The following is a 12,986-nucleotide window of genomic DNA, read 5'->3' as shown; positions in this document are numbered from 1 at the left end:
GACCAAGTGAATGGTTGCCGCACGGGGATGTGAGTGGTATCCCGCGCCCATGACGACCGTCCCCATCTCCAACATCCGCAATTTCTCCATCGTCGCCCATATCGACCATGGCAAATCGACGCTGGCCGACCGCCTGATCCAGATGACCGGCGGCCTCTCCGACCGCGAGATGGCGGGCAAGGAGCAGGTGCTCGATTCCATGGACATCGAGCGCGAGCGCGGCATCACCATCAAGGCGCAGACGGTGCGCCTCGCTTACCGCGCCAAGGACGGCAAGGACTACATCTTCAACCTGATGGACACGCCCGGCCACGTCGACTTCGCCTACGAGGTCTCGCGGTCGCTCGCGGCCTGCGAGGGTTCCCTGCTCGTGGTCGACGCCAGCCAGGGTGTCGAAGCGCAAACGCTCGCCAACGTCTACCAGGCGCTCGACAACAATCACGAGATCGTTCCGGTCCTGAACAAGGTCGACCTTCCCGCGGCCGAGCCCGAGAAGGTCAAGCAGCAGATCGAGGACGTCATCGGCATCGACGCGTCCGACGCGGTGATGATCTCGGCCAAGACCGGCCTTGGCATTCCCGATGTGCTCGAAGCCATCGTCACCCGCCTGCCGCCGCCCAAGGGCGACCGCGACGCGACCTTGAAGGCGCTGCTGGTCGACAGCTGGTACGACGTCTATCTCGGCGTCGTCGTGCTGGTGCGCATCGTCGACGGCACGATGAAGAAGGGCCAGCGCGTGCGCATGATGGGCACGGGCGCGGCCTACGACGTCGAGCGCGTCGGCTTCTTCACGCCGAAGATGCAGCAGGTCGACGAGCTCGGCCCCGGCGAGATCGGCTTCATCACCGCCGCGATCAAGGAAGTCGCAGACACCCGCGTCGGCGACACCATCACCGACGACAGGAAGCCGGTCGCCGAGATGCTGCCGGGCTTCAAGCCGGCGATCCCCGTGGTGTTCTGCGGCCTGTTCCCGGTCGACGCCGACGACTTCGAGACGCTGCGCGCCGCGATGGGCAAGCTGCGCCTCAACGACGCCAGCTTCTCCTTCGAGATGGAAACCTCCGCCGCGCTCGGCTTCGGCTTCCGCTGCGGCTTCCTCGGCCTCCTGCATCTCGAGATCATCCAGGAGCGGCTGTCGCGCGAATTCGACCTCAACCTGATCGCGACGGCGCCGAGCGTCATCTACAAGATGAAGCTCACCGACGGCCAGGAGATCGAGATCCACAATCCCGTCGACATGCCCGACGTGGTCAAGATCGCCGAGATCGATGAGCCCTGGATCGAGGCGACGATCCTCACGCCCGACGAATATCTCGGCAGCGTGCTGAAGCTGTGCCAGGACCGCCGCGGCGCGCAGAAGGAGCTCACCTATGTCGGCTCCCGCGCCATGGTGAAATACGACCTGCCGCTCAACGAGGTGGTGTTCGATTTCTACGACCGCCTGAAGTCGGTCTCCAAGGGCTACGCCTCGTTCGATTATCATCTCACCGACTACAAGCCGGCCGACCTCGTCAAGATGCAGATCCTGGTCAATGCCGAACCGGTCGACGCGCTCTCGATGCTGGTCCATCGCACCCGCGCGGAAGGGCGCGGCCGCGCCATGGTCGAGAAGATGAAGGAGCTGATCCCGCCGCACATGTTCCAGATCCCGATCCAGGCGGCGATCGGCGGCAAGGTGATCGCCCGCGAGACGGTGCGCGCGCTGCGCAAGGACGTCACCGCCAAGTGCTATGGCGGCGACATCACGCGCAAGCGCAAGCTTCTGGAGAAGCAGAAGGAAGGCAAGAAGAAGATGCGGCAGTTCGGCAAGGTCGACATCCCGCAGGAAGCCTTCATCGCCGCGCTGAAGGTGGACAGCTGAGGCGACGCTCGGGATGGGCCGGCCCGGTTTCCGCGGCGGCAAACAAAAAGCGCGAAAACAACCCCATGCACAGTAGCCGCCCCTTGGCAGGCATAGTTTTTTTGATTTACCGAAACAGGTTTTGACTCGTCGGGCAAAACAGGGGTATATTGGCATCATCTCAGCCGATGTGATTGGTAGCCCGAGCTCCCAGGATGGGTTGGGCCCGCGGAAGTGATGGACCTCAAACTCGAACCAATAGTCGACGAACTACCGGCTGGCTTCGCTGACCTCGAGGCGGATGCAACGGCGGATGGCCATCGGCAGATGACCCGCCTGGCCGCTGAATTGACGGAGACCCCCGCCATCTTTCATGCAGCATACGCCTGCTATCTCGGCGGCAGACTCGCGGGCATCGGCGCGATGACCGACGAACCTGCACCGACAGCGCAACCGACGTGGACAATGCGACGGTTCTACGTGCATCGCGAATTCAGGCGGCGCCAAGTTGCCTTTTCCATTGCCATGGCGCTGTTGCAGGACGCGGCAGGGAGGGTTTCGACCATGACTGTACATGCAGGCAATCAGGCCGCGGCGCAGTTTTGGGAAGCGATTGGATTTAGACGCGTTGCCGACCTGGCCTGGTCCCACCAGAGAACGATGCGCGATACAACTGCCGGCAGATGAGGTCGACAGCAGGTCGGGGTGAGCGGTCCCGGTCGCGCCGATCTCCTACTGCCAGAATCTGTCACTGCGCTGCGCTAGATCTTCCTTTGCACCAATCACTGAAAGGAAGATCATGAATACCCAAAGCAGCGGCAACGCAGTGCAGATCGCCAAGACCTATGTCAAGGCCATCGCCCGCAAAGACGTCGATACGATCATCTCTGTCGCGGCGGACGACGTCGTTTGCACGACACCGCGCGGGCGGATCGTCGGGACCCAGACGTTTCGCGAGTTCCACGGCGGATTCGCCCGCATGCTCCGAAAGGTCACGATTCTCGCCATCCATGGCGACGATGAGCAGGCTGTCGTCGTTTACAATGCCGATACCCATCCGGTTGCCAACGCCATCTGCGCGGAGCTCCTCACGGTGAGGAATGGCAGGATCGCCTCGACCCAAGTGATCTATGATGCGGCCCCGTTCGCAGCCTGCGCGGCGACGGTCCAACCGCGCCAAAGCGCGACGAGATTGGGATGAATCGTCATCGCGCTTGAGGTTCGTTGTTTGCGCATGATCGTTCCGGAAAACCGCTTCGCACTTGTCCGGATCATGCTTTAACAAGACCGTCCAGGTCATCAAGCGGCGCGGCTTCCCGAAGCCGTGCCGCCCGCCCTCGGCGGAAACGACCGCCAATCATTGGCACGATACGTGTTGAGGCCGTCGATCTCCGCATCGTGCGCCAGGCCATGCGCGACCAGCACAAGCTTGCCATCGTGTATCGCGATCCGACCAGCCGACGCTGTATCCCGGAGTCCTCGTTGGGATCCGATCTGCGACCATCAAGGTCATGGGCTTCGCTTCCGCCTTCGCTCTTGGAGCTACGGTTGACAAGGCGCGCGACCCGTCGAGCTTCGAGCCAAGGGTTCTATTTCGGAGCGCTGGTCTGGCCACCCGAACCCGTGGTCTGCTCACTTCCAGGTCGACCCGGAGGATGCGCAGAAGCACCTGGCTTGTCTTGATCGGCCACGTATCCGGACTCTCCGGAGTTGCGAGTCTTGATCCCCTTGTCCGCATCACGCTGCATCTGCTCGCTGGGCTCGTCAGGCTTGAGCCCTTGGTCTACATCACGGCGCATCTCCTCCCTGGTTTGCTCACTGGGCGCGGCCTTTTGCTGCTGGGCCGTTGCCTGGAAGGCAATTGCGCTTCCGGCAACCACAATCAACGCAAGAATTCCTGTTCGCATGCTTCTTCTCCACGACCTGCTCCCTGAACACGCGAACTTCCCAACGTTTTCCTTGTTCCAACGCTATTGCCGAAAGGCGCATCTTGCGATCAGTCGTAGGTTGGCAAAGCGAAGCGTGTCACAAATTTGTGTGCAGTCGGGAAGAATGGTGGGCGCGGTGCTGCGCACCTTTGCCCACTCTATGACAGCCGTGCTGGCGCAAATCAGGTCAATGGTTCGCATCCCTGCGTCTCCGGACGAATTGCGCGATCGGATCGTAGACGAAGACGCGGAAGCCCGCCAAGGCTCCGCGCCCTGCACGCCTCACGACGTCTTCTGCTTCGCGGCGACGTATCGTGCGAAATTGTCGAGGATCGCCTGCCAGCCGCCTTGCTGCTGCTCGACCGAGTGGGTCGGTTCGCTGTCGAAGACGACGCGAACGATGACGCCCTTCGGACCAGGGACGAACTCGACTTCGGCCTTGCGATCGCCGAAGGCATATTCGATCAGCTTGTGCTCGACGATCGTCGTGTAGGTGCCGGCGAAGTCAAAGCCCATGCTGCCGTCCTTGGCCTCCATGCGCGAGGAGAATTCGCCGCCCTCGCGCAGGTCGACCGTCGCCTTGGTCGTGTGCCAGTCCGCGGACGCGGCGTTCCACTTCACGATGTCGGCAGGCGTCGTATAGGCACGCCAGACCTGATCGATGGGGGCGGCGACGCTGGTTTCGACGGTGATCCTCATGGGCATTGCTCCAGTTGCGACTTTGACGGCTCGAATTGACGAAGTCACGTCACGTGTGCCGGTCCATCACCAGCACGTCCGGGACGTGTCCACCCAAGGACGATCGAGACCGGTCCATGCCGACATGGTCGGGCCGTCAATGCGCCAAAAAGTTAGAAAGATGTCGTCAGCATGTGTACCGGCGACTGTCAGCTCCTGGCGGACCGGCTTCCGCGACGACGTTTTGCGCGTTGGACGCGGAGCGTCGAGCATATCGGGGCGCAGCGCCCTTCCCCCGGACCGACGGTTTTCTCGAACATTGCCGCGGACCGCTTGAACAGCCGCTCGGCGTCACGCGACGCATCGGGACTTACGCGCCGTTGGTGCGCCCGGAAGCCGGACAGGTTCAATGCGGCCGCGGCACCGTAACATCATCATTGTCCGAGCTGCTGAAGCACGGCGGACCACAATGCCAGCGGCTCCCTGAGGGCGCCCGGCTCGGACGGCTTCTGGCGAACGGCCGTATGCACCATGACGAGCTTCGAGGCCGGATCGACCAGGATGAGCTGACCGCGGATGCCGCTCAGGGCAAATCTGCGCTGCTCACCGGGGAGGAGCCACACCTGGTAGCCGTAGCCGAAATAAGGTGTGGCCACGCGCGGAGCGAGATGGCCATCCTCTGGTCTGACGGTCGTGGCATCCAGCGGCCACTGCCGGGGGATCAACTGACGCCCCTCCCAGGCGCCGTCATGTGCGAGCAACCGGCCCAGGCGCGCATAATCACGCAAGGTTGCGTTGAAGCAGCAGAACGCAATCTCCTGCCCGCTGCCGTCGATCGCCCATGAGGCATCCGCTTCGGCGCCGATGGCGTCCCAGATCCGGTCGTGGAGATAGTCGGCGACCGGCGTGCCCGTGGCGGCGCGCAGCACGAGGCCCAGGATCTCGGTTTCCACGCTCGCATAGTGCCATCGGGTGCCCGGCGGCGCGGCTCTTGTATTGAATTGCGCGACGACGGCGACGGGATCTTTTGCCTCTCCGACGAACAGGGCTCGCCCAAGCCGGGCGATGTCATCGTTGCCGTCATAGACTTCCGAGAATTCAACGCCCGAAGACATGTTCAGCAAGGCGCGGATCGATGTGTTTCCGTATTCCGTTCCTGCAAGGCCAGGGACGTAGGTCGAGACGAGATCGTCGATCGACTTGATCCGTCCCTCGGACACCGCGATCCCGACCAGCATGCCCACCAGCGTCTTGGCCATGGACTGCGAGAGAAAACGGTCCTGGTCGGTCCGCGCATATTGATAGTGCTCGTAGAGGATGGTGTCGTCCCTGGCGATCAGGAGTCCCGTCACCGGGTTGCGCTTGAGGTAGTCGCCTATGCTCAGCCGCTCCGTGCCGAAGCTGTAGGCGATCGATGGCTCCGGCGCGCGTTTGAAGTGCCACGGGGCCGTCGCGCGAGCGATCGGGCGGGACGGATAGATCTCGCCGAAATGGCTGTAGACTCCGACGAGCTTGTCGAGCTGGGGGGTGGTCCCCCGCGTGCCGACAGGATAGCCGGACGCCGCGCCGTAGAGCTCGGCATCGGGGCCGCGATCGGAAAAGACCGGTCCCGGCTCGCCCGGAGTGCTGCGGACGTCCTGTGCGCAGGCGGGCGCCCACAGCGCGGCGGCAAGAATGACAGGCAAGAAATGCGTGCGGCAGCCGCGTGACCTGCAGAGCGCTCCCCGATCCATTGGACTTGCCTCCTCACACGAGCTTGCGTGTGCGTGCATTGACGAGAGGCATGCTATCACCGGGGGTAGGCGGTGTCAGCCTGTGCGGGATACGCATTACGAGGATGTGGGGACGGCGATTTTGGTGGGAGGTCGAAGGGCGACCGCGATGACGGTGCGCTCCCTCGCCCCGTTCTTACAGGGGCCGCGACGAGCTTCGCTCGCGCCGAGAGGGTTCGGGTGAGGCGCCTCTTCTCCACACGCGGGTGGTCGAGAGACCTGTACCCCCTCACCCGGAGTCCGCGCTACGCGCGCATTCCGACCTCTCCCCGCAAGCGGCAGGGCTATCGCATTTGACTCGCTGCGGCGGCCTGCGCGCACGCCTCGTCCTTCGAGACGGCGCTTATGCGCCCCTCAGGATGAGGCTAATCAGCGTCGGTGCCCGTTGAAACTGCTGCCGCGCACTCCGTCCTCATCCTGAGGAGGCCGCCTGAAGCGGGCGTCTCGAAGGATGGCCGCGGGAAAAGTTTTCAAATGCGATTGCCCTGCCGCAAGCGGGGAGAGGTAAAGCGCGGCAGCTCACGCCACCAGCGCAGTGTCGTCATCGCCGCCGTCGATGCCGCGCTGCGCCTGCAGCAGGCTGATGATATCGAGATTGGGCCGGGCCTTGCTGAACAGAAAACCCTGGCCCTCGTCGCAGCCTTCGGCGCGCAGGCAGCTCAGCTCGGCTTCCGTCTCGACGCCTTCGGCGGTGATGGTGACGCCAAGACCTTTGCCGAGGCTGACGATGGAGCGGATGATCGCCTGCGCCTCGCGATTGGCCCCGAGATCGCGGACGAAGGACTGGTCGATCTTGATCTTGTCGAACGGGAAGCTGCGCAAATAGCTGAGGCTGGAATAGCCGGTGCCGAAATCGTCCATCGAGATGCGCACCCCGAGCGCGCGCAGCGCATGCAGCGTCGCCAGCACCTGGGCGCTCTTCTCGAGCAGCAGCGTCTCGGTGATTTCGAGCTCGAGCCGGCGCGGCGGCAGGCCGGAATGCTTCAGCGCGTCTGTCACCATCGAGAGCAGGTTGCCGCTGCGGAACTGCAGTGGCGACAGATTGACGGCGACGCGGACGTCGTCCGGCCAGGTCGCGGCATCCAGGCACGCGCGGCGCAGCATCAGGCCGCCGAGCGGATTGATCAGGCCGGTGTCCTCGGCGACCGGGATGAACTCGGCGGGCGAGACCATGCCGCGCTCGGCATGGGGCCAGCGCACCAGCGCCTCGAAGCCGGTGATGCGACCGCTCTGCAGGTCGATCAGCGGCTGATAGTACGGCCGCAGCACGTCGTTCTGGATCGCATCGCGCAGCTCGACCTCGATCTTGCGGCGGCTCTGCGCCCTGGCATCGAGCGCGGCCTCGAAGAACGCGAAGCTGCCGCGCGCGTCAGCCTTGGCCCGCGTCAGCGCCATGTCGGCGCTCTTCAGCAGCTTCTCGGCATCATCGCCGTCGCCCGGCGCCATCGCGATGCCGATGGAGGCACCGATCACCACGGAATGGCCATCGAGCAGATAGGGATCGGAAATGGCCTCGAGCAGGCGTTTTGCCAGTCCCACCGCATCCTCCGGCCGGATCAAACCGCTCTGCACGATCGCGAACTCGTCGGAGTTGAGGCGCGCCAGCGCGTCCTCATCGCGCAAGGTGGAGCGCAGCCGCTTGGCGACGCCGCGTAGCAGCTTGTCGCCGATCGCGTGTCCGAGCGTGTCGTTGATCGCCTTCATATTGTCCAGCCCGAGCATCAGCACCGCGACCTTCTCGGTGCTGCGGCGCGTGTGCAGCAACATCTCGTCGACCTGCTGGCGCAGGAGGTTGCGGTTCGGCAGGCCGGTGAGCCCGTCATGCTGGGCCATGAAGGCGAGCCGCGCCTCGGCCCGCTTGCGCTCGGTGATGTCCATCAGCGCGAGCAGCACCGCAGGCCGCTCCGCATAAGTCAGTTCGCGCGAATAGATCGCAAGGTCGATCAGCGCGCCGTCGGCCTTGACGTGCTTCCAGGTGCGGCCGGCCTGGTCCTCGCCGGTTACGTCGGTTCTCCAGGGCGGCTCGCTGTCGAAGGCCTGCAAGGAGCGGATCGTCAGCTTCTCGAATTCGGTGCGACCATAGCCATAATGGGCGATCGCGGCGTCGTTGACGCCGAGGATGCGCTCGTCGTCGAGCGCGCAGATGATCATCGGAACCGGATTGCCCTCGAACAGCAGGCGGAACGAGGCCTCGCGCTGCTTCAGCTCGGTGATGTCGACGCGCAGGCCGACCACACCGCCGTCGTCGGTCAGCCGCTCGTCGATCAGGATGACGCGGCCGTCCGCCAGCTTCTGCTCATGGCGTGCGCCGGGCTGGTAGAGCTTTTGCAGCCGCTCGGCGATCCACTCGTCCTCGTGGCCTGCAGCCTCGGGATAGTCGCCGCGCGCGACGCCGACGCGCAGCGTGTCCTCGAGGCGCGCGCCTTCGGCGAAGAGGTCGGCGGTCTTGCTGTAGATCTCGGAATATTTCTTGTTCCAGAGGACATAGCGGCCCTCGGCATCGAGGAACACGATGCCCTGCGGCAGGATGTCGATGGCCTGGCGCAGCCGCTCATGGGCCTTGCGCGCCTCCGCGATCGCGGCCTCCGCCTCCGCGCGGCTCTGCACGAGCTCGGCCTGCACGACGGGCGAATGCGGCGCGCGCGCGAATCGCGGCTTGCGCAGCCGGCTGCCCGCCGTACCAAGCACGTTACGCTTTCGCCTTTTTTGTCTTCGAGACCCCAAACTCAACGTCACATGTCCCAGTCGCGCCCTGCGGCCGCAAGGTTTGGGGCAAGTGTCTGAAAAAAAAGTAATCTTCGCCGGCCTCGCTCCGGGACCAACGGCGCTTGTGCCTGTTTGCGAGGCGCAAAATGCGGCCGGCCGACGCATCAAACCCCATTGACATGTCGCGATCGGAACGTGTGCTGCCGCAAAATTACGCGCGCGCTTGAATCATTTCCGAAATCGCGCGCGATTGCATGCGGAGCGAGGCGTTCCCTCATTCCTCGCACGAATTTTGGTCAATCCAGGATACGGTTATCGCGCCGTTAAAAATGCGGCCAGCCGGCGCACTCCCTCGCGAGCCGCGCCAAAAACCAATGTCATGATAAAGGGCCATTTGCCCCGAGGGCATGATGTCGCCAGCGGCCCGTGGCTGTAAAGACGCCGTGAGGTGGCGCCCTCGCGACAAGCCTAATTCTTAACCCCGGCGCCGCGTTGGGTTATAATGACCGGGCATGAGTCCCCGCCGCATCGCCCCTCTCCTGCTTGTCGTGACGCTCCTGGCAGCCGGCGGCGCGCGGGCCCAGGACAAGGGCAGCGTCAATCCGAAGCCGCTGCCGCCGCTCGCCAACCCCAACGATCCGCATCTCGCTGCCAAGGAACTCTTCGCGCGAAAACTGCTGCCCTCGAAGGGGCCGGCGCATGTGGTCGGCTCCTACACCAAGGGCTGCATCGGCGGCGCCGCGCAGATGCCGCTCAACGGCGACAATTGGCAGGTCATGCGGCTGTCGCGTAACCGCAACTTTGGTCATCCCGACATGATCGCGCTGATCAAGCGGCTTGCGGCCAGGGCAAACAAGGACGCCGGCTGGCCGGGCATCCTGGTCGGCGACATCGCCCAGCCGCGCGGCGGGCCGGCGCTGTCGGGCCATGCCAGCCACCAGATCGGCCTCGATGCCGACATCTGGCTGACGCCGATGCCGGACCGCCGCCTCTCGCGCGAAGAGCGCGAAGAGATGTCGGCGGTGATGATGGTGCGGCAGGACCGGCTCGACATCGATCCGAAGGTATTCACGCCAGGCCATGTGCTGGTGCTGCGCGACGCGGCGCAGGAGCCGGCGGTGCAACGCATCTTCGTCAATGCCGCGATCAAGAAGGCGCTGTGCCGCGAGGCCAAGGGCGACCGCTCCTGGCTGTCGAAAATCCGGCCGTGGTGGGGCCACGACTATCACTTCCACATCCGCATGCGCTGCCCGGCGGGCGCCAGCGAGTGCGAGGGGCAGCCATCGCAGTCGGAGGACGAAGGCTGCAAGGATTCCGATCTCGCCTATTGGTTCTCGGACGCCGTGCTGCATCCCAAGCCGCCGCCGGAGCCGCCGAAGCCGAAACCGCCGATGACGCTGGCGCAGATGCCGGCGGCCTGCAAGGCGGTGCTGCATGCGGGCGATGCGAAGCCGTAGGGTACGCTGTCGCTTCGCCCACCGCTGTCGTCCCGGGACGCGCAGGTCTTGCGGTTGGTCAAACGGCCGCCTTTGACCTGAGGCGCCGGCCTGCTATGTTTGCACCGCGATATCCCTGCCGGCCGTAAGCCGTCGCAAGGCCCCGTGGAACAGCGCGTCCGCCCATCGCAAGCCGGACCCAGCAACGCCAGATTGCGCGTGCATTGGCGCGCGAGCTCGCACGGAGCGCATCCATGATTCGTATCGCCGGACTTTTCGCCGCTTTCCTCCTTCTTGCGGGCGCGAGCCTCTCGCCGGCCGTGGCGGACGACAAGACCATCACCGTGTTCGCCGCGGCCTCGATGAAGAACGCGCTGGACGAGATCGACGCCGCCTACACCGCCAAGACCGGCGTCAAGCTCAGCGTCAGCTACGCCGCGAGCTCGGTGCTGGCCAAGCAGATCGAGCAGGGCGCCCCCGCCGACGTGTTCGTCTCCGCCGATACCGACTGGATGGACTACGCGGTTTCCAAGAAGACCATCAACGAGCCTTCCAGAGTCAACCTGCTCGGCAACAGCATCGTGCTGATCGCGCCGAAGGATTCCAAGATCGACAACGTCGCGATCTCGAAAGGCTTCGACCTCGCCAGGCTCGCCGGCGACGGCAAGATCGCGACCGGCGACGTCAAGTCGGTGCCAGCAGGCAAATATGCCAAGGCCGCGCTGGAGAAGCTCGGGGCCTGGCAGGCCGCGGAGCCGAAATTCGCGATGGCCGACAGTGTGCGCGCCGCGCTGACGCTGGTCGCCCGCGGCGAGGCCAATCTCGGCATTGTCTATTCGACCGACGCCAAGGTCGAGCCCGGCGTCAAGATCGTCGGCGTCTTCCCGGCGGATTCACACCCCGCGATCATCTATCCGGTCGCGGCCACCAGGACCGAAAAGCCGGAAACGAACGACTATCTCGCCTTCCTGCGCTCGACGGCCGCCAAGACCATTCTGGAAAAATACGGCTTCAAATTCCTGATCAGTCCCACAACCTGATCTTTGCAACCTGATCTTTGCAACCTGATTTTTGCGACCTGATATTACGACTTGATGTTCGAGATCTCCCCCGCCGAATGGACGGCGATCCTGCTCTCGCTCAGGGTCGCAGTGATCGCCACGCTGGTCGCGACCCCGTTCGGCGTCGCACTGGCATGGCTGCTCGCGCGTCGTGACTTCTGGGGCAAGTCGGTGCTCGACGCCATCGTGCACCTGCCCCTGGTGCTGCCGCCTGTCGTCACCGGCTATCTGCTGCTGCTCACCTTGGGCCGCCGCGGCCTCGTCGGAGGCTTTCTCGCCGACCATCTCGGCATCGTCTTCGCGTTCCGCTGGACCGGCGCTGCGCTCGCCTGTGGCGTGATGGCGTTTCCGCTGCTGGTCCGCCCGATGCGGCTGTCGATCGAGGCCATCGACCGTCGGCTCGAGCAGGCCGCCGAAACCCTCGGCGCCGCCCCGTGGAAAGTATTCTTCACGGTGACGCTGCCGCTGGCGCTGCCGGGCGTGCTCGCCGGCATGGTGCTGGGCTTTGCCAAGGCGATCGGCGAGTTCGGCGCCACCATCACCTTCGTCTCCAACATCCCCGGCGAGACCCAGACGATCTCCTCCGCGATCTATTCGCTGATCCAGACGCCCGACGGCGACGCCGCGGCGGGCCGGCTCGTGATCGTCTCGATCGTGCTCGCGATCGGCGCGCTGATCGCGGCCGAATGGTTCGCCCGCCGCGCCACCCAGCGCCTGCACGGGAATTGACCATGCTGCGGGTCGACATCGAAAAACAGCTCGGCGAGTTCGCGCTGTCCGCATCCTTCACCGGCGAGGGCCGCGTGATCGGCCTGTTCGGCGCCTCCGGCGCCGGCAAGACCTCGCTGGTCAACATGATCGCCGGGCTGTTGCGGCCCGACCGCGGCACCATCGTGATCGATGGCGAAATTGTCGACGACACCGCGGCCGGCATTCACGTGCCCACTTGGCGCCGCCGCATCGGCTATGTGTTCCAGGACGCGCGGCTGTTTCCGCATCTGAGCGTCGCGCAGAACCTCGACTACGGACGGAGGATGAACGGGCTCGCGCCCGATCCGGCGGAGCACAAGCGCATCATCGACCTGCTCGACATTGGCGCCTTGCTGGACCGCCGTCCCGGAAAGCTCTCCGGCGGCGAGCGGCAGCGCGTCGCGCTCGGCCGCGCGCTGCTGTCGAAGCCGCGCCTGTTGCTGCTCGACGAGCCGCTCGGCGCGCTCGACGAAGGCCGCAAGCTCGAGATCCTGCCCTATCTGGTGCGACTGCGCGACGAGGCCAACGTGCCAATGGTTTATGTCAGCCACGACATCGCCGAGCTGCGTCAGCTCGCGACCCAGATCGTGATGCTGAAGCAGGGCCGCGTGACGTCGTTCGGCGGGGTGAAGGTGCTGACGTGAAGGCGCTTGTCGCCCGGATGGACAGCGACGATCCCGCCTCACCGCCGTTGCGAGCAGCGAAGCAATCCAGACCGTCCCTACAGAAAGATTCTGGATTGCTTCGCTGCGCTCGCAATGACGAGCCTTTGGCTGGCTTCGTCGCAAGGCTCCCCGCAATGACGAGTTCCTGGC

Annotated in this window: 11 protein-coding genes; 7 read left to right on the top strand and 4 right to left on the bottom strand. The window is 64.7% G+C overall.

Annotation, left to right across the window (positions count from 1 at the left end; all coding sequences use genetic code 11):
• The first annotated feature begins 49 nt into the window (after nt 1-49).
• The 3 genes from lepA to ACNJYB_RS03640 all read left to right on the top strand — a co-directional run bounded on the left by lepA (nt 50) and on the right by ACNJYB_RS03640 (nt 3,041).
• On the top strand, nt 50-1,861 hold the full coding sequence (gene lepA / locus ACNJYB_RS03650) for a translation elongation factor 4 (RefSeq protein WP_439372745.1): 1,812 nt from the start codon (nt 50-52) through the stop codon (nt 1,859-1,861).
• Nucleotides 1,862-2,077: 216 nt separating this feature from the next.
• Nucleotides 2,078-2,527 carry a GNAT family N-acetyltransferase gene (locus ACNJYB_RS03645; protein WP_439372744.1) on the top strand — a complete coding sequence of 150 codons (450 nt, stop codon included), beginning with the start codon at nt 2,078-2,080 and terminating at the stop codon, nt 2,525-2,527.
• A gap of 139 nt (nt 2,528-2,666) precedes the next feature.
• Nucleotides 2,667-3,041: a nuclear transport factor 2 family protein gene (locus tag ACNJYB_RS03640; RefSeq protein WP_439372743.1), complete on the top strand. Its 375-nt coding sequence runs from the start codon at nt 2,667-2,669 to the stop codon at nt 3,039-3,041.
• A 388-nt stretch (nt 3,042-3,429) separates the two neighbouring features.
• On the opposite strand, the gene ACNJYB_RS03635 is transcribed toward ACNJYB_RS03640, so the two are convergent.
• The 4 genes from ACNJYB_RS03635 to ACNJYB_RS03620 form a co-directional block, all read right to left on the bottom strand.
• On the bottom strand, nt 3,430-3,747 hold the full coding sequence (locus ACNJYB_RS03635; RefSeq protein WP_439372742.1) for a hypothetical protein: 318 nt from the start codon (nt 3,745-3,747) through the stop codon (nt 3,430-3,432).
• 303 nt (nt 3,748-4,050) lie between these two features.
• Entirely contained in the window at nt 4,051-4,467 is a 417-nt protein-coding gene (locus ACNJYB_RS03630; protein ID WP_439372741.1) for an SRPBCC family protein, read from the bottom strand.
• A 413-nt stretch (nt 4,468-4,880) separates the two neighbouring features.
• Nucleotides 4,881-6,131 (bottom strand): serine hydrolase domain-containing protein, encoded by a 1,251-nt coding sequence (locus ACNJYB_RS03625; RefSeq protein ID WP_439372740.1) that lies wholly within the window; start codon nt 6,129-6,131, stop codon nt 4,881-4,883.
• A gap of 606 nt (nt 6,132-6,737) precedes the next feature.
• On the bottom strand, nt 6,738-8,906 hold the full coding sequence (locus ACNJYB_RS03620) for a putative bifunctional diguanylate cyclase/phosphodiesterase (RefSeq protein WP_439372739.1): 2,169 nt from the start codon (nt 8,904-8,906) through the stop codon (nt 6,738-6,740).
• Nucleotides 8,907-9,436: 530 nt separating this feature from the next.
• On the opposite strand from ACNJYB_RS03620, the gene mepA reads away from it, so the two are divergent.
• The 4 genes from mepA to modC all read left to right on the top strand — a co-directional run bounded on the left by mepA (nt 9,437) and on the right by modC (nt 12,815).
• Nucleotides 9,437-10,381: a penicillin-insensitive murein endopeptidase gene (mepA, locus tag ACNJYB_RS03615; protein WP_439372738.1), complete on the top strand. Its 945-nt coding sequence runs from the start codon at nt 9,437-9,439 to the stop codon at nt 10,379-10,381.
• A 233-nt stretch (nt 10,382-10,614) separates the two neighbouring features.
• Complete coding sequence (gene modA / locus ACNJYB_RS03610; RefSeq protein WP_439372737.1) at nt 10,615-11,400, top strand: molybdate ABC transporter substrate-binding protein; 786 nt, start codon at nt 10,615-10,617, stop codon at nt 11,398-11,400.
• A gap of 54 nt (nt 11,401-11,454) precedes the next feature.
• On the top strand, nt 11,455-12,150 hold the full coding sequence (gene modB, locus ACNJYB_RS03605; protein ID WP_439372736.1) for a molybdate ABC transporter permease subunit: 696 nt from the start codon (nt 11,455-11,457) through the stop codon (nt 12,148-12,150).
• Between the two features lie 2 nt (nt 12,151-12,152).
• On the top strand, nt 12,153-12,815 hold the full coding sequence (modC, locus tag ACNJYB_RS03600; RefSeq protein ID WP_439372735.1) for a molybdenum ABC transporter ATP-binding protein: 663 nt from the start codon (nt 12,153-12,155) through the stop codon (nt 12,813-12,815).
• Nucleotides 12,816-12,986 lie beyond the last annotated feature (171 nt).

This window comes from Bradyrhizobium sp. SMVTL-02 (assembly GCF_051853005.1).
Lineage (GTDB): Bacteria > Pseudomonadota > Alphaproteobacteria > Rhizobiales > Xanthobacteraceae > Bradyrhizobium.
This window is presented reverse-complemented; position numbering and strand designations above follow the sequence as displayed.